Origin of the sequence: Sphingobacterium arenae, assembly GCF_014692505.1 — a bacterium.
GTDB lineage: Bacteria > Bacteroidota > Bacteroidia > Sphingobacteriales > Sphingobacteriaceae > Sphingobacterium > Sphingobacterium arenae.
Genome location: NZ_JACNYK010000002.1, coordinates 1127763 through 1150281 on the forward strand (window position 1 = coordinate 1127763; position 22519 = coordinate 1150281).

Sequence of the window (22519 nt, forward strand, 5' to 3'; positions counted from 1 at the left end):
TATAAACAAAGGCTAAATAGCATTCGAAAATAATCATATATTTATCGTAGTTTAGTTTTATCATCCACAGACATATTTTTGGGAGGCGATTCTTGAGGGTTGACTATCCTTGGTTAAAAAGAGGAATAGCGCATGTGTCTGCACAACCAGCGCAACATGGAGAATAATATTACGAATGTTAGTGATCTAAATATCAAAACGGATATTCTGCAAGTATTTGATAATACCCTCCATAGCTATTCTAGGGATAGATTACTCGATATTCTCCTGACCCCGCTTCAAAATATCGATACGATAAATAATCGACAACAAATACTTAAAGGATTTCTTGCCAACAAAAAGTTATTGGAGAGGTATTTTTATAACAGCCGGGATTTCAGCGACGTGCATACGCTGTTAACGAAACCCGACAACAGAAAATTAAACTTTCGATTCAAATTACTGCTATTGTTGAACAAAGCAAAGCGTAATGCGGCTATGGGTATCTATATCCAACTTATTATATTCTTACAACAGCAATACACGCTCATCTCCAATTTTATGGACACCGATACCTTCCCTGATTCCTACAAATACGAGATCAATAGCTTAAAAAAATATTTCCTGAATTTTGAACTGGATTTTTTCAGCACACTTATACGCGAAAACAAGTTTAAAATTGCTCATATAGTCGCTCTCCAAAAGAAGATTAATGAATTGCATAAGACAGAAACGGACGACTTTTTTAAACGTTTATTTACATTTGAATCGTTATTATCCCTAAGTATCTCCATTCATAAGAGAGGTTTTATCTTTCCTAGCATTGGAGATCCGGCATTTACAATCGCGGGCGTTTACCATCCGCTATTACCTAAGCCCATACGTAACGGCGTATCGCTAGACAAGCAAGTCGTGTTGATCACGGGACCAAACATGGCCGGCAAATCTACTTTCTTAAAAGCGATCGCCATATCCGTTTATTTAGGCCATCTAGGCATTGCTATTCCTGCGGAAGAAGCTAAATTTCCATTTTTCCAGAACATCTGCATATATATTAATCATACGGACAACTTACGACAGGGTTACAGCCATTTTTTACGTGAGGTTAAAAACCTCAAAGAGGTTGCGCTTAAAGCGTCGGAAGGCACACCTACCTTCGCCATTTTTGACGAAATATTTAAAGGCACCAATATGAACGATGCATTGCAGATTACGCGGGCCACTACACAGGGTCTTGCGCAATTCCATCAATCGGTGTTCTTTATATCAACACATATGGATGAATTAAAAGATATGGCATCAACAGCCGTTAATTCTTATTTCTTAGACTGCAAAGTGGAAGATGGGATTCCGAAATTTAGTTACCAACTGAAAGAGGGCTGGTCCAGTGTCCAGATTGGTAAGATATTGTTTAAAAATGAGGGACTTTATGACCTCTTCCAATCGTCTGGCGGCTGAGATTGAAATTCGCTTAGGTATTTCTATTTTTAGTTATATTTAGATCATGGACGAAACAAAAGAAAGAAACCTAAAACTGGTTAACGAGTACTTCGATAAGCTACGTGCAGATTTGTTATAACTGGCTTAAAATCAGAACGATGTAGACTTTGGTATGGAGCCACTAGGTGCTAACGAAGCATGTATAAGATGAATTCAAAACTTGATATTCCAAAATGGAACATCAAGCAGGGCGATGTAGTGAAGTTGCTTCGTGACTATGCTGACACTTGTTCCCATTGATTATCATCCTAATCGTATTTAAAAAGTCAACGCTGTCCTTTTTGGTTCAGCGTTGTTCTTCTAACATCTGCCGCTCTTTACTTCTTCACCATATTATTTCTGTAAGCTACACCTTTGGCTGTTAAGCGGTATCGTTGGTTTCTACTATTCGGTTTTTCAGGGATCGTCATTTCCACTAAACCAAGGATCAATGCGGGTTTTAGATAGGTAATCCTAAAGTGCTCTCTATGCAATAAACCTAGTTTATTCTGTATTTCCTGTCGGTCCATATCGCTATCCAACTCTTGTATGAGATTTTTAACTTGCTCGGTAACTTGCTCGGTAACTTGCTCGGTAACTTGCTCGGTATTTCTTTGAACAGCTTCGTCATCCATTGGAAATACTATCCGCAAAAAATTTTCAGTGAACTCAAAAACCGAATGAGAATAGTGTTCCAAGATACGAGGAATACCCGACCCCAATTGCTCTACCATATCTAAGTCCCGGAATATGCGCATAATTTCCTTGTTCCGCGGTACGGAATGGCCTTTAAAGAACTCGTCCTGCGTAAAACCAAGCGGAAGCCCTCCGTAAGAGGTAATCTCGATACGGTCGTCAAATATCTCCAACTTAGGCGCTATCTCACGTGAATAATCATTGTGTACCAAAGCATTGACAATGGCTTCTCGAAGTGCCACCGGGTGCCACAGATTCTTTTCTTGTCGCTCACGTTCGGTAATCTTAGTGAGGGTCTTGTTTTCAACCTTAACCTTATCCAGTACTTGATGGGTAGCTTTGATCAATGATGCTAATCCAAACTCATTGTTCTCGATCAGCTCTACTCTGTTGGTACCTGCGTATTTGGCAAATTTGATCGATATATTGTTATAATCTGCCATTAAATAAGCTACATAATTATATATACCATCATCGTTCAGCAACTCAAGGTTGGAAGCAAATTGCTCATTAAGAGCTTTGCCCTGGCCTTGATAGTATATCTGCAATTGGCTAAAGGTAAGATCTTGGCGTGGTGAGCGAATTTTACCGATAGAATTGCGGATGCGTTTAGCAAAGAGGCTCTCAATCATGCGTGTGGGCATAGGTTCGGAGGAACTCCCTACGCGGATAAATGTACCTCTTTCACTCATGCCATATTTACGCACGTAATAAGGTTTCTCTAACCCGCCCGCTACAACAACCTTCACGATATCCTGATCAACATGTTTTTCTAAAACCACATCAAACAATCCCATACACGAAGGCACAATGTTGTTCTTCAAACGGTCCTTGACTAGCAATTGTACCTGATCTGCATGTTCTACACCAATGGGGTGCCCCGCCTTATCTATTCCGATGTACAATTTGCCTCCTTCATTGGAATTGAGGAAAGCGACCACTTCTTTTTCAAGATCGTCAGTCAATCTGGATTTATATTCGACATGCTGGTTTTCCATGACAAAATTATTTATTGAGATATGAGCATTTTAACAGCTGTAAGTCTACAAGAGGTTCTTACTTAGATTATTAATCATCTGCAAGGTACGAATTTTTGTTAAATATGGTCGGTTACGAGCCAGCATTTGTCAAAAAAATGTTCAACCGGATGTCAAGTTCGTATGAGCGAATGAACTATATAACCTCTTTCGGCTTTTCCATTCGCTGGCGGAGACAATTCTTAGAAAAACTTGGAAAGTCAAACCAGCATTTAAATTTACAATTATGTACCTGTACATGTAAATACCTGTACTGCACATCTTTGTTTTGTACGGGAACAAATGACATATGTTCTTTGCATTATTGATTATGTTATGTGACAAAGCCGTCAGCTACATGTTCATTGTGTACTACGGCAAGGGACATGTTCACACATTGAAGCTAGATTTAAACATTATTTTCTTTTTTGCCAAATGACAATTGCTCCCTTCTCCCTATACCCTAGCTTTGTTCCATAAATTCAACACAATAGCAATATGGACATTTTAATTGGACTCCAGTGGGGAGACGAAGGGAAAGGAAAAATCATTGATCTGATCAGCCGTGATTATGACATAATTGCCCGGTTTAACGGTGGGGCAAACGCGGGACATAGTATTTATCATAAAGGCAAACGGATTACACTTAAATTACTACCTTCAGGTATCTTTTATCCCCATATCAAAAATATTATTGGCACTGGTGTGGTGATCGATCCTATCGCACTCCAAGCCGAAGTGGAACAGCTTCAAGCCTGTTTGCCTGATACCGGTTTGTTCCATCGGATTCTGGTATCAGCAAAGGCCCATCTTGTATTGCCAACTTACAAGTACTGGGATATCTATTTCGAAGAATCACCGGAATACCGCACTATTGGAACAACTAAAAATGGTATTGCACCGGCCTATTCCAATAAAATACTTAGGCAAAGTATACGCGCGGGAGATATATTTTCTAAAAATTTCGAAGCAGAGGTATTCCAAATCTTGACTAAGCAGCACCTTGCGCTACAAGCTTTAGGACAGGATATGCCTATGTTACAGGAATTATATGACAATTTTCTGGAAGCATGCAATTTTTTAAAAAAAATACAAATTACCGATACAGAAATTATCATCAATGAAGCACTCAGGAACAATAAAAAAGTATTGGCAGAAGGTGCTCAAGCCACGTTGTTAGACATCGATCATGGTAGCTACCCCTATGTCACCTCTTCCAATACCATCGCATCCGCAGCATGTGTGGGTTTGGGAGTATCCCCCAAGCTTATTGATAAAATTTATGGTGTTACCAAAGCCTACTGCACACGTGTTGGAAAAGGTATTTTTCCAACGGAAATAACCGGCTCCCTTGCCGATGAACTGCGTGAAAAAGGAGGTGAATTCGGTTCCAATACCAAACGGCCACGAAGAGTGGGCTGGCTGGATCTTCCCGCATTAAAATATGCTATTATGTTAAACGGCGTGACCGATCTTGTACTAACTAAGGCTGATATCCTAAATGGAATGTCCGAAGTGCCTATTTGTATAGCATATGAAAGAGATGGCGAAACAAGGACCTTAGCCGCTCCACCAAGTGTAGACGATGCCGCGCGACCTGTCTGGAAATTTTTAGACGGATGGAATACGCCACTCGGCAAAATCAACCAGCAAATACAAGTTCCAAAAGAGCTGAAACTATTTATTTCCTTTTTGGAAAAGGAATTAAAAATTCCAGTAAAATACCTATCCACTGGACCGCAACGAGAAGAATTGATTATCTTGGGTAATTAACACCAGCAACATGGAGCGACTTTTAGAGTATATCCGAAAATTTGGGCAGCTTGATAAGCGGGAGGAAGGCTTAATCAAGCAGGCCTTTGAGAAGAAGCATATTCCAAAAACGACCTATTTTGTTGCCTGCGGAAAAGTTACTGATAGTATAGCTTTCGTAGAAAGTGGTGTATTTCGTTCCCTTTATTATAATAATAAAGGTGACGATTTTACAAGATATTTTATCTACGAAGGTCGTTTTATTGGAGATTTCCAAAGTTTTATGGATCGTACTCCATCCAACGATTACATCGAATCCGTAACAGACGCACAACTATGGAGCCTTAATATCCATAATTTTTTACTGTTGGAAAAAGAAATCAAAATCTGGCCCCTTTTAATGGCTAAGCTGTACGGATTTGTCATTGAAAGCAAATTAAAAACAGCAAATACCATGATGAATCTCGATGCCAGCGAACGCTATCTGCTGTTTCTAAAACTTTATCCCGGACTGGCAAATCGCGTTCCCTTAGCCATGCTGGCTTCCTATCTGGGTATTACCGCCTCTTCTTTAAGCCGCATCCGAAAAAATATTATATAATTTACTTTCCCAATCTAAAACCAAGTGTTACGCCAACAATAGGAGCAAATTCGCTTTAGCCATTAAGCGGAAATACAGCAAACAAAAAGATTTTTTAATAAACAACCGTTTGATACGTCACTTTTCCCTCGTGATCAATACATTGCACGCGTAACTCATCCTGATTAAGCGCAACATACATAAACCCATAGGTACTGGCTTGATACTGGCTGTAAGCGATATCTTCCTTCACGGGTGTAATTTCCGAGCCGGCACCCGAGATAAGCTGATGCGTAGTTTTATTGTCTAGCTTCAGGTGCTGCAGCGAATGCTCATGGCCAGAAAGATATACCGGAACCGCGTGGCGATCCAAAATTGGTTCCAACACCTTCCGTACCGCCAAGGTATCGTAATTCTCCGTACGTGGCCCGGCACTATAAATCGGGTGATGACCGACAACAATTTTCCACCGCGCCGTAGACGCTCCCAACAGTTCATCTAGCCAAGCCAATTGCTTTTCCGGCTGCTGGTTCGCCACGTGGGGTCCATATTCGCTATTTTTGTAAAATTCCGGGATTAAAGGATTGGTATCGATAAAAGCGATCAAAACCTCAGCCGCTCCCTTCAAACGAAAAGTTTTACTGTAGTAACGGGCGGGCATTTTCCAGCGGCGGCTGATCGCCGAATAACGTACCTGTGCATCCGGATCCGACTTATAATCGTGATTACCTAAAATGGGATACCAATCCCATTGTAAAGCAAAGTCTGTATAGATATTTTCGTAAGAATAGTGCCATAGCGGATCGTGTTCACTAACCACCCCCGAAGGGTAGAAATTATCGCCCGTGGAAATGATAAAATCGTTTGGGTTTTCAGTTGCCCATTCACCCATCTGGGCCGCCACTTGGAGCTGGTGATCTGCCCCATTCCGCCCCCAATCACCCACAGCGATAAAATGCAGGTCATAGGCGTCAGCCAGCGCTGCACGCGCATTGATATCTTCACTTTCGATCCGCGTCGGTATGGCCGCAGCCAAGTTAGCAAAAGGCACCGCGGTAAAAGCAGCACCAAGGGCTCCGCCCAAGGTGCTTTTCATAAATTCTCTTCTTTTCATCCTCGCTAATTATAGCCGTCGTTTTGGTTCCATTTGGTATTCACGTTCATAACCAATGTCGGGATCGGGAAGATACGGCGGTATTTCTCCGTCCTTCCGGCCGGATATAGCGAACGGAAACCCCAATCGTCTTCGAATTTACCGAAGCGGATCAGGTCATTGCGGCGCCAAGATTCATCTGTAAATTCCCGAGCACGCTCATCCAGCAGATCTTCTAAAGTAGGTGCTGTCGTCAAGGTCGCTGCGTTCACATATGCCCGGACTTGGTTGATAAGCGATTGTGGAGAATCACCGTTGGTCGGCGCCGCTCCCCGAAGGATAGCTTCTGCTTTCATCAGCAACACATCCGCATAGCGGAAGATCGGCACATCGTTGCTCTGGTTCCGTGCATTTGCCGCCGTCACGTTAACATCCATGTAAAACTTGATCGAACGATAGCCCATCGAGCGTCCTTTCTGGTCGTTACCCGCATTCAGCGTAGGGCCACCGTCCGGACGTAAGGCAATCTCCCGTGAGGTTTCCATGTGCCAATCAAAAATATCATCGGCATCTGCTCCAGTATAATCCTGATCAACGCCTTTTTTCGAAGTCTTGATCAAGAACGGGCGCGACAAATCCGGCGCATAATCCGACCAGTAGTACTGCTTACCGCCGATATAAACATTGTTCCGCTCATCACCCTCCAAATGAAATTTATCGAGGAATTCGGGCAACACACGGAACGTACCGCCCACACTCTGCGGTAGCGGTGCAAACTGGTTCTGCCCGCTCCGGTGTATCCAAAAGCGCGCATAGGTCATTCCCTGCTGTTTTTCCCGGTCGTAGGGCATGGCAAAGATGAAATCTTTGATCTGCGGGCCATTATTTGGTCGAAACTTCTCTAAGAACTTATGGCTCATCAAATTGAATTGACCAGATGCTATGATCGCATCACACATCGCCACCACGTCGTTCAGCTTTTCATTGGTCATCGTCGGTGCATATTGTGCCACGTTGGGGCTCGTATAGACCGCCCAGTTTAAATAAAGCTTTGCCAATAAAGCCTCCGCCATAAACTTGGTCGCCTTCCCGTAGTTAGCAACAGAAGCTTCCGCAGGCAGACGATCCCGTACAGCTAAAAGTTCCGATTCGATAAAACGGCAGATCTCCGCTCGCGGCGATCGATCAGGCACCGTCTCCATCTTTTCCTTAATCAATGGAACGTCACCGAAATTATCCATCAATAGGAAATAGAAGTAAGCACGCATGGCACGCATAGGAGCCGCTTTCTCACTTTCGTCATCCCCAAAAATAGCTAAGACATTGTTTGCTAAGTTAATCCCGGTCATTGCCGAATCCCACATCCCCGGAAGGATGGCATTATCCGGCGTCCAGTTATGTACATGGAGCTCCCGAAAACGTCCGCCATCGTAGTAGTCAGTGCCCAAAGCAAGACTCACCGCTTCGTCAGAGGATAATGTTTGCACCATCCAGTGATTGTATCCCAGTGCGCCGCGATACGCGGCATAAACATCGGCGGAGATGGCTTCCGCAGCTCTTTCACTATTTGGAAATTCGGTGTATTGCGATTTGATATCAACGTCGAGGTCCGTGCAGGAAGCCATCGTCGTGGCCAATGCTGCTGCGGACACCAAAATATGTAGTTTCATTTTCATGATTTTTCCGGTTATAAATTAAAATTAAGCCCAAACATAAAAGTACGTGTACGCGGATAGGTCTGTCGATTGTCGATCCCTGGGGTTAAGCCTCCAAGATCTACCTCTGGGTCTACCCCTTTGTAGCTGGTCAAAACAAAAGCGTTGTTTACCGTAGCGTACACCCGGATGTTCTTAAACTGGCTGCTCAGCTTGGGGAGATTATAAGACAGCGTCAAATTTGCCAAACGCAGGTAGTCCCCTTTCTCCAAATAACGATCAGACAGGTAATGCGCATTGATGTCACTCACCTTGTCTGTCTCTAGCACGCTGGCTAAAAGATTCTTCTGCCCGGCATTACCGACAATATTGGTGTGCCTTGCTCTGGTTCCATTCATGATCTGATGCCCGAATACGCCTTGGAACATCGCCGTCAAAGCAAAATTTTGATAGGTAAAGTTGTTGTTCCAACCTAAGGTAGCTTTCGGCTGTGCACTGCCGGTAACAGCCCGATCTTTGTTTGCCGGCGTGATCGTCGTCTCGCCGGTTCTTTCGCCGGTTTCTAGATCACGCACATAGAAAGTTGATACACCGTCTTCATTGTAACCGGCCCATTCCCAGGTATAAAACTGGCCGATTGGCGCCCCTTCCATCAAGCGTTGTTGAAAAGCGTTACTTTGTCCGGCTCCACCAAGTTCGGCCAGATCGATATAGTCCGTGGAAAATTCCTGATTAGAAATACGGGTCACAACGTTCTTATTATGCGAGGCGACAACACCGGTGCTCCAGCTGAAATTTCCGGAACGAACAGGTACTGCCTGTAAGCTGAGCTCTACCCCTTTGTTATTGATTTCACCAACGTTGGCTGTTAAGGAGCCATAAAGGTATTTAGTTGTTGAAACCGCATAATCATAGATCAGATCCGTCGTGTTTTTATCATAGTATTCTATACTACCACTCAAGCGATTTCCTAAGAAAGCGAAGTCTACACCGAGGTTCAACATGCCCGTACGTTCCCAACGCAGATCGGGATTGGCATTGCGCAGGGCAGCCAGCGTACGAAGATCATTTCCGAAGGCATCGGTATAAAAACTGGAGGTTGCACCATATACCTGCCGCGCGCTAAATACATCAAAACCCATCGAGTTGCCGCTCACACCATAACCCGCACGGAGTTTCAGGTCATCAAAAATACCGACCTGTTGGATAAAGGGTTCTTCTGATAAGCGCCAGGCAGCAGAAATAGAAGGGAAAGTCGCCCAACGGTTGTTCGCTCCGAAAGCAGACGAGCCATCTCTTCTAACGGTTGCCTGGAAAAGATACTTACTATTGTAGGCATAGTTCACCCGGCCATAGACAGATATCATCCGCAAGGTAGAAAGATAGTAGTTACCGAAACCCAGCAAATCGACCACATTGGCCATGCCGGGGTTGTAATAGCTCAATCCATCATCATAGTAGTCCGAGGTTGTCAATTGGAATCCGTCGTTGTTATTATTCTCTTCCCAAGAGTAACCAGCCAAGGCAGAAACCCGATGGAGCCCATCGAATGTTTTGTCGTAGGCCAGGTTCATCTCCATAATTCTACGCTCGTCTTCCACAGCTGCGCGGATGGATTTACCGTTCTGGTTCCGTGCTGCCATGGAGTTTGCCGTGTAATATTGTGCATTATTGAACTGCCTGTTCTGCAAAGACAAATCGATATTATAAGTAAGACTTGGTAAAATCTCATAACCGACTTTCGCATGCGCCTGGATCACTTTGGTTTTGGAGAAATTGGTGTTTTCTTCAATCAGCGAAACCGGATTGACGTATTGTGAACGATCGGGCTTTTCATACCAAGCACCGGTCTCGGTCCGTACAGGCGATACGGGCAGATAGTAATACATGGCGTCGTATACACTCACGCCGTCGCCCAATGCCAAGACATCATTTTGTTTGGTGATACTCGTATTGACGTTGAAGGACGCCGTCAGGCGGTCGCCCATAGCCTTTGTACGGACAAAACCACGGCCAATCTGCCGGCCCATGTCTGTTCCTTTAATTACCCCGTTGTTTTGCAGTGTATTTAAACTTGCGCTATATTGTGTTTTATCGGTACCACCTAATAGGGAGATATTATGGTTATTCGATACACCGGTGCGTTCCACTTCACGCTGCCAGTCGGTATTCGCTCCGAGATCGTCCGTCGGCTCCATCGAGAAACCATTGTCGTTCACAAAAGCGCGGTACTGATCACCGTTCATCATATCATAGCGATTGGCAACCTCGTCTATCGCAACATAACCGTTATACGTAATATCGGTCTGGCCGCTTCTGCCCCGTTTGGTCGTCACGATGATGACACCGTTCGCGGCTTTCGACCCGTAGATCGCCGTCGCCGAGGCATCTCGAAGCACATCGACACTTTCGATGTCATCGGGCGCCACCAAGCTCAGGGAGGCTCCCGGCACACCGTCGATCACGTAATAAGGCTCCATCGCCTCTCCGCTACGGAGGGTGGAAGCACCACGCAAGCTGATGGACGGGGTAGCATTCGGGTTACTGTTGTTTGTCGAGATGGTTAAGCCCGGAACTTTTCCTTGCAACATCTGTGCAGGCGAAGCGAACACCCCTACGTTCATGTCTTCGGCTTTGATCGTAGTGATCGAACTGGTCACGTCCTTACGGGAGATCGTTCCATAACCGATCACGACTTCTTCCAGCTCGGTGGTCATTGGTTGCAGTTTCACACTGAGCGCAAGGGGGCGGCCGGTCTGAATGCGGTATCCCGATAGCGTATCTGGCTGGAAACCGACGTAGCTAAAAATAAATTGATAGGGGCCGCCCTCGGGCAGGTTACTAAAACTAAACAGCCCCTGATCGGAAGAACTCGTATGGAAGCTTCTGCCCGATTCGCCGTGTACAGCTTTGATGCTCACGCCGGAAAGGAACTTACCAGACTCGTTCTGAGTCGCGCCTTTTACTTGCTCTTGCTGGGCTTGCACCTGAATTGCTCCAGCTACAAGAAGTGCAAAGCACAATAGGCTCTTTTTTTTCATTTGATACGTGCTAAACATGTTGGTTTGACTTATAGGTTTTCATTTATCTTTTTCTAAAATAGATATGGAACGATCCATCTTCGTGCGTGTCGTAATGTAGATCATTGATGAGACAGATCACCGTCAGAACGTCGGCAAGGGTTTCCTTTTCCGGGTCGATTATGCCAGTATATTGAATGGTCCGGATATGCTCATCCTGGATATGAATATCGGTTTGGTAGGCTTCCTCCAACGTTGCAAAAACATCGGGCAAGGGTATATTTTCCATGTACAATTGGCTTCCGGTTGTGGTTGGAGCAGCCGTCTCCGCAAGACGGGCTGGTTTCTCTTTCTGCTCCCGCTCCGGCTGAACGATCTGCATATTCGCATCTAACAACAAGCTTGCCCCCTTCCGATCAAGGAATACATTTTCAAAGGCAGGGATATCAGCCGTCGATGCCACCACAATTTTACCCGTGTGCAGCTCTACCGCTGTATGTTGTTTCTCGCGGCGGGTATCGATGGTAAAGGAAGTCCCCAGTGCCGTCGTTTTCGTCGCGCCGGCATACACACTAAAAGGTCTTTTCGTATCTTTCGCTACGTCAAAAAACCCTTTCCCTTCGAGGTATATATCCCGCGCGGCTACAGCAAAATCGTTACGGTAACGCAGGCTGCTTTGTGCAAATAAATGTACGGTGGATTGATCGGGCAGGTGCACCGTATCGATTTGATCGCTATCATTGTATATAGACACCCAGCGCGGTACGGCTACCCTCGCGCTGTCTTGTTGGGCATAGTGCAGCGCATCCGGCTGTGCTACGCGCTGCGATTGCTGCCATAGCTGAAAGGAAATAAAGAGGAGCAGCGCCGCAGCAATCCCGACCTGCATCGTGCGGTTAGTACGCCGTAGTCGAATTTCACGCCGCAGGGCCCTCCGTTCGTCGCGATCAATCTCGCTTTCGATGTGCTGTGCCATCTTTTTTGAGGGTGCGGAATGATCTTCCGCCTCCTGATATCGCCGCCATCCGGCATCGTTGAACATTTCTTCAATGATCGTTGGGTCTTCCCAGATCTTTTTGCGTGCATTCCGCCTTGCTTCGGATCGATTTGCCGTGTTGCGCCGATGTCTTCTTCTGAACCTCATATATAGATATTACGTGGCTCATCGAACTATCCCTAGCGACTTTACAATTATTTAATATAGAGACGGTAAAAATCTTGAAGCCTGCTTTACAGCATAACCGAATAGAGGTGTTGCTTTAGCTGCAGGAGCGCTTTACTGATATGATATTCCACTGCTTTGGGGGTAATGGAGAACATCGTGGCGATTTCTTTATGGGACAGACCTTGTTTTCGGCTCAGTTCGAACACCAAGCGCCGCATCTTGGGCATGTTTTGGATGTCCTGCTCCATAATCTGCAAAAGGTCTTTACTCTCAATGGCATCGACCAAACTGTCGGTAAAAGGGGTCTCGGCGGATTCGCCTTCGTATTTGAAACGGGTTGCTTCTTTACGGAGCACATCAATCATCACCTGTCGGGCCATGCCAAATAACTGTATATCAATACCGAGCCGCACATTGAGTATCTCCCGTTGCTTCCATAACTTAATAAAAGTAAGCTGGGTTACTTCTTCGGCCACATATTCCGACTTGGTCCGTTGCAGTATGAATCCATAGATCTGCTGGTGATACCGGTCATAGACCTGCTGAAAAGCACGCTGGTCATCTTCCTTTATTGCTCTGATATCTTCCATAAAAAATGGCAAATTTAGTGGCTTATTCTGGAGACAAGGGTTAACACGATGTTATGTTTTTATGAAGTCTGTGACTGCAAGATACAAAATATTACAGTAACTTCCCGTCGGATTATCGAGAAGATAATGTAAACCATCATCTTATCTTTTCCACCGTTTATGTGTCCACAGCCACCCGTACGGTTCTTCCCTGATGTTTTCTGTTAACAGGTCAATGTATTTTTTGGTAATTTCGCCATCGTCTGTGGACTCCGCCTTGGAACATATCGGCACACAGACTATTCTGTAACTTCCTTTTGATAGCTGGGTAATATTCAGGTAGACAACTGCTGTTTGACCTTTACGGGCTAATTTTTCCATACCTGAAAACATATATGTTTCCTGATTCAGCAAAGTGAATCTGTATTTTTCGTCCTTAATGCGCGGACATTGGTCGGCAAGAAAAAGATAGACCGCAGGGTTTAGATTTTTTGTTATGACATGGCGTATTACTGCGTTATCAGGTATCAGCTTCAAGCCAAAACGAGACCGGAGCTTAATCATGAGCCTGTTCATCGTCCCCGACCTAAGGGGTTTGTAAATGGCATATATATCGTGGTGCATTTTATAGGGCATAAAGTTCAGCATTTCCCAATTGCCACAATGCCCCAAGCAGGCAATGACATTCCTTCCATCGTTTATATATCCGTCTATTAGTTCCAAATTCTCAAGTACTATTTTCTTATCAAGCACATCTGCCGGAGCGGAGATGCCTTTTATAATTTCGGCAAAATAGGAGACAAAGCAAGCGTAAAACTTCTTTACGATGGCACGAATTTCCCCATATCGCTTGTCGGGAAAGGAACGTACAACATTTTGAATGACTACCGCTTTTCTGTAACCGACAACGTAATAAGTGAGATAAAAAGTAAGAGAAGCCAACGCATAAAGAAACGACATGGGTAATAAGCTTATGACATATGTTAAACTATAAATGCCTCTATATGCAACAGTCTGTATGGTTTGCTTGATGTTCATAAATTAAAACTTCATTTTTAAACCCACTGAGGCATACGGGGAAACAGAAAAATAATAATCATTATCTCCGGCAAACACCCCTTTCAGCGTTCTATCGCTGTAAGATGCAGGACGATAAAGGTTCAGACCTACCATGCCTGTCAGGGATAATCCTTTTTTGCTAAGCTTTACTTCGGGCCGGAATCCCGTAACAATATATTGGTGGGAGAATATCATATCTTTACCGTCCTTTTTCAACAAGGCGACCTGCCCGTTCATTTCAAGGGCGTAGGCTAATTTGAATGTGTCATTGAAAGTGTAGCCTGCAGATACATCCAGACCCTCTACCAGTTCAATATTTACATCGAACTTCCCATTATGTTTCCATTTGACATATACGGCCGGAAACACCATCGGATAACCTAGAGAACTGTTTATAGCCAAACCACCACCGATGTCAAGATTTGGGTTCAAGTGACGGATAAAAACAATTCCCCCGCTTCCGAGTACATTTTGGAAACTGATTTTGGAAAAATCGGTAGAGGGTGTAAATACACCCATCCCAACACTTGCCCTCATCGACCACCTGTCATTTAATGGCCGTAAATGGTAAACACCTACTTGTAAATTCATGATTTCCGATACCATGTGTTCCGAAAAGTTTTGATTTTTTAACGAAACATACGAACCCCCGAAACCAACGCCCCAAGCGATAGGACGGTTGTTATCATTTAATTTCATAGATAGGGGAATATTTATCGCTGCCTGATAAATCATGGCAGAACCTGTGCCATCACCGATTTTTTCCCTTGGCTTCTCTCCCGGAGGGAGGTAATAATAACCCGAATTCCCGATGTACTCCGTCTTGAAAGAGACTTCCTGAGCCTTTCCCTCCAGCGTTAACAGCGTTGCCAATGTTGCTAAGAATAATGTTGTTGACTTCACGATTTTAAATTTGTATTTATACTTATTCCTTTTTTTTGCAAAAGAATGATGAAAGGGACGAACCATAAAGCGATAGTTTGCGGACTTCAGAATCGACTTGATGAAATGCACAATGGAGAGAATGGAATTAATTCTTAGGTGTGTCTGATAATGTAAAATTTATTGCGTACCGGAGTTCAGACGTCGAGGTTTAGCACGTACATAAACTTCGGTACGCAAGCTGTTTCACTAGCTTCGGCTTTTTTAGAACCTATATGCTATTCCGATAGATGCACCGTGGTTTTTCATGGAACCACCTTTAGCTTTATGCAGATCTGCAAGTCCGAATTTATAACTTGCGTTTATTTGCCAATTTTTATCAAAGTCATAACCGATAATGCCTCCGACACCGTAATCGAAACGGTTCATGGTAGGCTTTCCGGTTCCGCCGTTCTTTTTGAAAAGGTTCACCCCATCAGATTTCGCGCTGATTCCATAGCCAACATATGGGCCTGCTCCTAGAAAGGCTTTTCCACTACCCAACTCCCCCTGAACGATTCCGTAAAGAGGAATCTCCACGCCAAAAGACTTGAATTTATCGGATGCTTGATCTGCCTTTGCTTCCAGCTTCGAGGTATTGTAATATACATCGATGCCGGATTGCAGGGCGAAGTTTGGACTTACGTCATATTTTACAAATCCACCGACCGAACCACCAAAGCTCATTTTACTTTTGAAGCCTTTCATGTCACCGCCTAGCCGGTAGTTGGATAAGTTCGTTCCAGCTTTGAAACCAAATGATAATGGTTTATCCTGTGCCAACAACCCAGTGGAAAAAATCAGTGCGCTTGCTGCGAAAGCAATTGTTAATACGTTCTTTTTCATTGTTCTAAATTCTATTTTGTTTTTAATTTCTGAACAAAAGAACGGCAGACAGGGCACAACCAGAAGCAGTAAACGATAGGGTTAAGAATTTACCGCATGAAATGCAGGATTCAGGGCATGGATTTCCCGTAACGGGCTACTCCACAACTCCGTCCATCCATTTCAGGAAGTCCGGTACGCGCACACGGCTGACCAGAACTTCATGGGGGCACTGGGGTAAAAAGGTAAGTTTCAGACGGCTGTTGAAGTACTTGGCAGCATTTTCAATTGCTTTTACATTCCCGATACAATTACGTGACACACGGAAAAACAAACGCCTATCAAGTTGTTGCTCCAAATGGTCCAATGTATAATTGATGATATACCGCCTATCACTGAATGTATGGAGAAAAACGACCCCGTCTTCGCTGTAAAAATGCGCAATATCTTTGGTTTCGATGTAATGATAGTTTTCCCCCTTGGATATCAGGAAACGGTTTTTGGTTTTGAGCGATAGTATCTGCTCAAAATTTTTCGACTCGTTTTCGGAAGTGTGGCTATGGAAGAAGTTCTCAAATTTAGTCAACGCAGCCGCCAATTCACACTCATCAAATGGTTTTAACAGGTAATCGATACTGTTCAGCTTAAAGGCTTTGATAGCGTGCTCATCGTAAGCGGTAGTAAATATGACGGGTGCAACGACCTCTACATGATTGAATATCTCGAAACAGTTACCATCTGCAAGGCGGATATCCATGAGAATTAGATCCACGGTGGATTTTTTCAAAAATCCGATGGTATCTATGACCGTTTTGGTATGCTTTTCCAACAGATAATCAGGGCGCAATTTGGTCACCATGCGTTTCAGTTCTTCGTATGCGAACCGCTCATCTTCTACTATCAGGTACTTCATGTATGTATATAAGGAATTTTAACGGTAAATAGATGGTCTTTATGTTGAACGATAACCTCTTTACCATAGATTTTATACTGCTTGGCAATGTAGTTCAGTCCGATTCCGCCTTTATCTGCGCTGTTTGATGGTTGGATGTTGTTTTCAACGGTGATATGATCGCTATCAATAGTTATTTTTATGCTCAATACCGAATCCTCGGTTGCGATGTTGTGCTTGAATGCGTTCTCTATAAGTAATTGCAGGGTAAGGGGAATAATCTTGTTGTGCTCACAGTTCGCTATTTTATCCACCGTAAAAGTAAAAGAGTTTTCAAACCTCATCCGCATCAGGAAAATATAGGAATCCAAAGCATCCAGTTCATCCGCAACGGAAACCACGGGCTGTTGGGTAAGGGAAAGCACATAACGATAGGTCTTCGATAGGGCTTTCGTAAACTTGTTTGCATTTTCCTGATTGATGTATATCAAAGAGGATAATACATTTAGGGAGTTGAACAGGAAATGCGGGTTTATTTGTGAGCGTAATGTTTCGTGCTGGAACAACAGAACCTTTCGCTTGGCTTTTTCGGAGGCGGCTATGGCTTTCTGTTCAGACTGGAAATAATGAATCAACTCGAATACCAACAGGATAGGGATATTGGTTGTCATTGCAAATGCAAATTTGACAAGGAAAGGAGGTAGCCCTTCTTGTGGTATTAGAAAGACGTCATATATCAGCAAATTAAATATCCATAATAATATCAGGCATATAACTGTGATGCCCGCAATATCTGCCATAACACGCAAAAAGATATTCTTAGCGTATGGCAAATACTTATTTAGGAGCAACAGTAAACCGTAGTCTGCCATACACATAGCAAGGATTACAACATAATGCGCTGAAAGCTGTATGTGAAAGTTCTTCCATAAGTCCTCTTTCATTACAATAATGCTAAAAAGCATTTGGCACAAGGCATAGACCAGTGACGAAGAAAAAAAGATAAGCAGTATGTTTATTTTTCTTTGAATCATTATTCAAAAGTACAGTATCCGTATAAAATTCATTTGAAATCTCTCGATTTTCCGATGAACTTCATTATTAATTGGATGAATTTAATATTGGTTAGCTTAAAAGATCAATTTCCAAAAGAAATCGTAACGTTGTTGATTATGTAACTGTACATAGCCGCGGAGAACATGGGGGTCGAGGCTACGCACATGTACATAATGGGTAGATGCTTTAGAAAATTAAATGTAGTTATTGTTTTATTAATTGTATCTCCGATATGAGTTTGATATCCTCTCCTACCAAAACACCACCCGTTTCAAGGGAAGTATTCCAGTTTAATCCAAAATCTTTCCGATTGATTTTTCCAGATAAAATAACGCCGGCTTTTGTATTACCCCAGGGATCTTTCATCAAGCGGCTATGCTCTACCTCTAAGATTATGTTTTTGGTGACGTCTCGTATGGTAAGATCACCGGACATCTCAAACTTGCTTTCATCAATTTTCTGAATGCCGGTGGATTTAAAAGTGATTGTAGGGAAACGCTCCACATCAAAAAAGTCGGCACTTCTTAAGTGGTCATCGCGATCGAAACTATTGGTATCGACAGAGTTAACATTTGCGGAAAAGGAAACAACTGAAGTTTCAAACTGATCATCATCATTTTCGACTACTGCTTGAAAGTCGTTGAACCTTCCGGAAACATGGATAAACATCATATATTTTACTTTGAATCCTATCTGGGAATGTGAAGGGTCTATAGCCCACCTTGATTTCGACATTTGTGTAATTTTTTTATAATTGTTAATGGATACCTGAAAGTGCATTCATGAAAGTTCATTTCTATTAAACTCGTTTAAGAATTATGCATGCGATCATTATGCAATTCAAAATTAGTGTAAATGAAAAAAAGGAAAGTAGATAAATGACAATAAATAGCATCGACAAATATCGACAAGGCATAAGATATTATTATCCTCGTCAAGTATTTTTGTCCATACAAATACCTACTCCTAAAATGGTGCAATATCGAAAGCTATTGTGACAATCTCATTTTCCAATCCATGGAGATTAACTGTTTCCCCATTTACCCACAGTATGGATTTCCGCCCTCGGTCGGATTCCATATTTCCCAATACAAGTGCATTACCTCCACTTACCTGAAGATCGAAAGCATACGTATGTCCACTATTGGAATCATCCAAAGGTTGTTTCACACCGTCTTTAAATAACCTCGGTTCGTATTTACTTCCTACCTGCTCATAACCACAAGCATACACTTCTCCATTTTCAAGCACTACTTTCCCCCCTCTAATCACGGATCGGCCACTAATCAGCTTATCTGCTTTCCCATTTTTCCATAATGTAAGGCTTCTACCTACTGTCGATAAGTTATCTACATACCCCAATACATAAATATCCGCTCCATCAATCGCTATACTTTTGGCGTAGGTAGTAACGTCCGCGGTGGACAGTGTAACCGATTTTCCGTTTTTCCAATACTTGGATATAATCCCTCCTTGCGTATTTTCATGACCGGCGGTATACACATCATCTCCCGACACGAAAAGATCCGCAAAAGTAGTCGATTCTTTCCCATCGGTGGCCATAAAGGCATCGCCATTTTTCCAAACAACACCTATCCTCTTCTCGCCGTCTGCAGGGACATACGAACCCGCCACATAAACATCTTCCCCACTGACGAATACAGCGGTTGCCTCTTCGTATTTAGTTTCGGGAGTACGCAGCTCCAACCGTTTGCCGTTCTTCCATAATAGAGCTTTTGTTACCTGATCAGAACCAGATTGACCTCTATTTTCGGTACCGACAACATATACATTTCCTGACGCAACTGTAATATCCGCTGGATTAACCTGCACACCTGTGCCGAGTTCCAGCGGAAAAGGTTTATTATTTCTATAATAGCTAGGTATTCCTGTATTGTTTTCCGAGGAAAAACCGATGAAATAGACATCTCCCCAGTCTACTATCTTGCGTTCTTCTATTTCGTCTTTATCATCCTCGCCACTTTTCTTACAGGACTGAAAGACAATAGCGACACCAAGTATACAATACATTGTAAAAATAAATCTCCTACCCATTTTCTAACATTTTTATAAACCGACAGATTTTTGTTGCAAAAGTCGGTTGTGTATATCAGCAAAGGTATAAAGTAATTGGTGCGACAAAGAAAAACCACCATATACAAAATATCTACGTTTGAACTTTATCGGCTTTTGTATTTTCTTCAACAACAGCTACAAAACCTATCATGGCAACAACGATAATAACATCGATGTCAGTCAGATGACCCAATTCTCGTTCCGTGGAATGAATGGACTGAACGATTTGTCAAACAAAACAGGCGTATAGGCAGAACCGATCACTGAGGTGACTGTTGCCGATTCATACTATGGTGTACCCGATAGCTTTAAGGCCTGATGTACTTTCCGGGCTATCGCAATAGCGGACTCGTTGTCACCATGCATACAAATCGTATCTGCTTTAATGGGGATGTCCATACCGTCCGCAGTGACTACTTTTCCTTCTGTGGCTATTAATAAGGCCTGTGCAAATGCCCGGTCGTGATCCGTTATGACGGCATTGGCCATCGTCCGGGGTGTCAGCATACCATCGGCTTGATAGGTACGATCCGCGAAGACCTCGCTATACACGGTTAGTCCACGCTGTTCGCCTTCCGTAATAAGTGCACTTCCGGATAAGCCGTACAGGACTAAATTCGGATCAAATGCATAGACCGCATCTGCAATCGCCTTGGCAAGGTTGTTATCTTGTGCCGCCATATTGTACAGTGCACCATGTGGCTTGACATGGTGTAGCAATACGCCCTGTGCTTTGGTACAGGCATAAAGCGCACCGATCTGGTAGAGCATCAGGTCATATACTTCCATGGGGGTCAGTGCCATTTGACGACGACCGAAACCTTCCCTATCCTTAAATCCCGGGTGTGCACCAATATGCACATTGTGGCTGGCGGCAAGTGCAACGGTTTTCATCATGGTAGATGGATCACCTGCATGAAAACCGCACGCTATATTGGCCGAGGTTACAAAAGGTAATATCGCTTCATCATTGCCCATCTTCCATGGCCCAAAGCTTTCGCCAAGGTCACAATTGAGATCAATCATTTTTTTACTCGCCATATTTTAATGCTAAAGATAATTTCAATTTATGAAGCTCATTTTCCTGAGCTCTCCATAGGGATTGTGCCTCCTTCATCGTGATCAATGCAAACTGAATTTTTGCGCCGGGGGGCAACTGCGCCATCAGCGGTAGATCGACAGTTGCTACCTGAGCGATAATCGGATAACCGCCGGTCGTGGGATGATCGGCCATCAAGACAATGGGTTGCCCGTCAGGGGGCACCTGTATCGTCCCAAAGGTGGTAGCCGAAGAGAGAAGTTCTTTTTTTTCACGCAGGTACAATTTCGCTGATTCCAAGCGGTAGCCCATTCGATCGGAATTACTGCTGATCGTAAACAGACCGGCAGTGAGTCGTTGCTGACTATCGCTATCGAACAACGCGTGTTGCGGCCCGGCTATAACACGAATAATTTTGTTGTCAAGTCCTCGGTAACAGGAAGATGCCATACGCCATTTGAATGAGGAACTTTCCTGCGGCCAGGCTTTACAAAAGGATAGTTGATCGCCTTTTTGCAACGCACGCCCTTGCCACCCACCTATAGCTCCTCGAAGATAGGTAGAAGCGCTGCCAAGCACTTTTGGCACGTTGAGTCCACCATAAAAACAGAGGTATGCTCGCCAACCTTTTTTGGGCTTACCAAAGGTGAGCAGCGCGCCTGCTGGCACGACGACAGGCTTCCACATAGGAATAGGTTGTTGATCGATTGCTGGGGAGAGATCTGCCCCGGTGACACAGATAAGCTGCTGCTCCAGAAAAAGCAAGCTAGGTCCAATTGATGTGCACTCTAATGCAGGTGTGTCCTCTTCATTGCCCAAAAGGAGATTACCCAGTCGAAGCGCCAGCTTATCCATCGCACCGCTCGTTATCATACCGTATTTCTGGAATCCAAAGCGCCCTAGATCTTGTACGGTCGTCAACATCCCTGGCTTGATGACATTAATCCCCATAATCAGCTCCTTTCATGCGCAGGTATTCTGCTTTGCTAATCGGATCAAATCGCAGGCGATCTCCTGCGGCTAGAAATGACGGAATCTCTTTGGTACTGTCAAATAAACGTACAGGTGTCTTCCCGATAATTTGCCAGCCGCCTGGGGTTTCGATCGGATAGATTCCGGTCTGCGCACCGGCAATCCCGACAGATCCCGGTTCGATTTTGAGGCGTGGGGTTGGTTTGCGGGGGGTGGATAGGCGGCTGTCCATACCGCCAAGGTATGCGAAACCCGGCGCAAATCCAATCATATAGACGATGTATTCGTTATCACTATGGAGCCGGACGACTTCCTCTTTACTTAGTCCCGTATAGTCCATGACTTCGTCGAGATCTGGACCATCGTACCAGATGGGGATGACTTTGTTAGCGGAACTGAAATGTATTTCTTCAGGTAAGGCGGTTACAATGCGCTGAATCTGTTCGACCACTCCCGCAAAATCTATGGACAACGGATTATAATAGACGGTAATGGTGGTAAAGGCAGGTACGTACTCTAAAATAGCGGGATTTTCCAGTTTGTCCAATCCTGCGCCAACTAGTCGGATCCGATGATTGACCTGTTCCGAAATAGCCTCGCTAAAAACGGCAACGACTGCAGCATCCCCTAAAGGGTAATAAGATACACTTTCCGGCTTATTCATCATTAACGACA

20 protein-coding genes are annotated in these 22519 nt (G+C 43.9%); 4 read left to right on the forward strand and 16 right to left on the reverse strand.

The window, feature by feature from the left end; genetic code table 11:
• Positions 1 to 156 precede the first annotated feature (156 nt).
• Positions 157 to 1437 (forward strand): MutS-related protein, encoded by a 1281-nt coding sequence (locus tag H8B17_RS11190; protein ID WP_190309240.1) that lies wholly within the window; start codon positions 157 to 159, stop codon positions 1435 to 1437.
• A gap of 359 nt (positions 1438 to 1796) precedes the next feature.
• Here H8B17_RS11190 and H8B17_RS11195 read toward each other — a convergent pair whose 3' ends face one another.
• The gene (locus H8B17_RS11195; RefSeq protein ID WP_190309241.1) at positions 1797 to 3152 is read right to left on the reverse strand and encodes a Fic family protein; all 1356 of its coding nucleotides are present in this window, start codon (positions 3150 to 3152) and stop codon (positions 1797 to 1799) included.
• 104 nt (positions 3153 to 3256) lie between these two features.
• Here H8B17_RS11195 and H8B17_RS20900 point away from each other — a divergent pair, with 104 nt between their 5' ends.
• The 3 genes from H8B17_RS20900 to H8B17_RS11210 all read left to right on the forward strand — a co-directional run bounded on the left by H8B17_RS20900 (position 3257) and on the right by H8B17_RS11210 (position 5523).
• Entirely contained in the window at positions 3257 to 3499 is a 243-nt protein-coding gene (locus tag H8B17_RS20900; RefSeq protein WP_190309242.1) for a class I SAM-dependent methyltransferase, read from the forward strand.
• A gap of 169 nt (positions 3500 to 3668) precedes the next feature.
• A complete protein-coding gene (locus H8B17_RS11205; RefSeq protein WP_190309243.1) occupies positions 3669 to 4943 on the forward strand; it encodes an adenylosuccinate synthase in 1275 nt (424 codons plus the stop codon).
• A gap of 10 nt (positions 4944 to 4953) precedes the next feature.
• A complete protein-coding gene (locus H8B17_RS11210; protein WP_190309244.1) occupies positions 4954 to 5523 on the forward strand; it encodes a Crp/Fnr family transcriptional regulator in 570 nt (189 codons plus the stop codon).
• A 94-nt stretch (positions 5524 to 5617) separates the two neighbouring features.
• Here the strand turns inward: H8B17_RS11210 and H8B17_RS11215 are convergent, their stop codons facing one another.
• The 15 genes from H8B17_RS11215 to pxpB form a co-directional block, all read right to left on the reverse strand.
• The gene (locus H8B17_RS11215) at positions 5618 to 6616 is read right to left on the reverse strand and encodes a purple acid phosphatase family protein (RefSeq protein ID WP_190309245.1); all 999 of its coding nucleotides are present in this window, start codon (positions 6614 to 6616) and stop codon (positions 5618 to 5620) included.
• Positions 6617 to 6621: 5 nt separating this feature from the next.
• Positions 6622 to 8271 (reverse strand): RagB/SusD family nutrient uptake outer membrane protein, encoded by a 1650-nt coding sequence (locus H8B17_RS11220; RefSeq protein WP_190309246.1) that lies wholly within the window; start codon positions 8269 to 8271, stop codon positions 6622 to 6624.
• Between the two features lie 11 nt (positions 8272 to 8282).
• Complete coding sequence (locus H8B17_RS11225; RefSeq protein ID WP_190309247.1) at positions 8283 to 11291, reverse strand: SusC/RagA family TonB-linked outer membrane protein; 3009 nt, start codon at positions 11289 to 11291, stop codon at positions 8283 to 8285.
• Positions 11292 to 11334: 43 nt separating this feature from the next.
• On the reverse strand, positions 11335 to 12414 hold the full coding sequence (locus H8B17_RS11230; RefSeq protein ID WP_190309248.1) for a FecR family protein: 1080 nt from the start codon (positions 12412 to 12414) through the stop codon (positions 11335 to 11337).
• An 86-nt stretch (positions 12415 to 12500) separates the two neighbouring features.
• Complete coding sequence (locus tag H8B17_RS11235) at positions 12501 to 13025, reverse strand: sigma-70 family RNA polymerase sigma factor (protein WP_190309249.1); 525 nt, start codon at positions 13023 to 13025, stop codon at positions 12501 to 12503.
• Positions 13026 to 13166: 141 nt separating this feature from the next.
• Positions 13167 to 14042: a lysophospholipid acyltransferase family protein gene (locus H8B17_RS11240; protein ID WP_190309250.1), complete on the reverse strand. Its 876-nt coding sequence runs from the start codon at positions 14040 to 14042 to the stop codon at positions 13167 to 13169.
• Positions 14043 to 14045: 3 nt separating this feature from the next.
• Positions 14046 to 14966, reverse strand: coding sequence for a DUF6268 family outer membrane beta-barrel protein (locus tag H8B17_RS11245; protein ID WP_190309251.1), 921 nt, complete (start codon positions 14964 to 14966; stop codon positions 14046 to 14048).
• A 243-nt stretch (positions 14967 to 15209) separates the two neighbouring features.
• The gene (locus H8B17_RS11250) at positions 15210 to 15830 is read right to left on the reverse strand and encodes a porin family protein (protein WP_190309252.1); all 621 of its coding nucleotides are present in this window, start codon (positions 15828 to 15830) and stop codon (positions 15210 to 15212) included.
• A 136-nt stretch (positions 15831 to 15966) separates the two neighbouring features.
• Positions 15967 to 16722 carry a LytR/AlgR family response regulator transcription factor gene (locus tag H8B17_RS11255; protein ID WP_190309253.1) on the reverse strand — a complete coding sequence of 252 codons (756 nt, stop codon included), beginning with the start codon at positions 16720 to 16722 and terminating at the stop codon, positions 15967 to 15969.
• Positions 16719 to 17645, reverse strand: a complete 927-nt coding sequence (locus H8B17_RS11260; RefSeq protein ID WP_223816498.1) for a sensor histidine kinase — start codon at positions 17643 to 17645, stop codon at positions 16719 to 16721. The genes H8B17_RS11255 and H8B17_RS11260 overlap by 4 nt, the downstream gene beginning before the upstream one ends.
• Positions 17646 to 17961: 316 nt before the next feature.
• Positions 17962 to 18492 (reverse strand): YceI family protein, encoded by a 531-nt coding sequence (locus H8B17_RS11265; protein ID WP_190309255.1) that lies wholly within the window; start codon positions 18490 to 18492, stop codon positions 17962 to 17964.
• A 231-nt stretch (positions 18493 to 18723) separates the two neighbouring features.
• Positions 18724 to 19812 (reverse strand): hypothetical protein, encoded by a 1089-nt coding sequence (locus H8B17_RS11270; protein ID WP_190309256.1) that lies wholly within the window; start codon positions 19810 to 19812, stop codon positions 18724 to 18726.
• A gap of 309 nt (positions 19813 to 20121) precedes the next feature.
• Positions 20122 to 20874 carry a 5-oxoprolinase subunit PxpA gene (locus tag H8B17_RS11275; RefSeq protein ID WP_190309257.1) on the reverse strand — a complete coding sequence of 251 codons (753 nt, stop codon included), beginning with the start codon at positions 20872 to 20874 and terminating at the stop codon, positions 20122 to 20124.
• Positions 20864 to 21823: a 5-oxoprolinase subunit C family protein gene (locus H8B17_RS11280; protein ID WP_190309258.1), complete on the reverse strand. Its 960-nt coding sequence runs from the start codon at positions 21821 to 21823 to the stop codon at positions 20864 to 20866. The genes H8B17_RS11275 and H8B17_RS11280 overlap by 11 nt, the downstream gene beginning before the upstream one ends.
• Positions 21813 to 22511 (reverse strand): 5-oxoprolinase subunit PxpB, encoded by a 699-nt coding sequence (gene pxpB, locus H8B17_RS11285; protein ID WP_223816499.1) that lies wholly within the window; start codon positions 22509 to 22511, stop codon positions 21813 to 21815. Before pxpB ends, H8B17_RS11280 begins: the two co-directional genes overlap by 11 nt.
• Between the last annotated feature and the right edge of the window lie 8 nt (positions 22512 to 22519).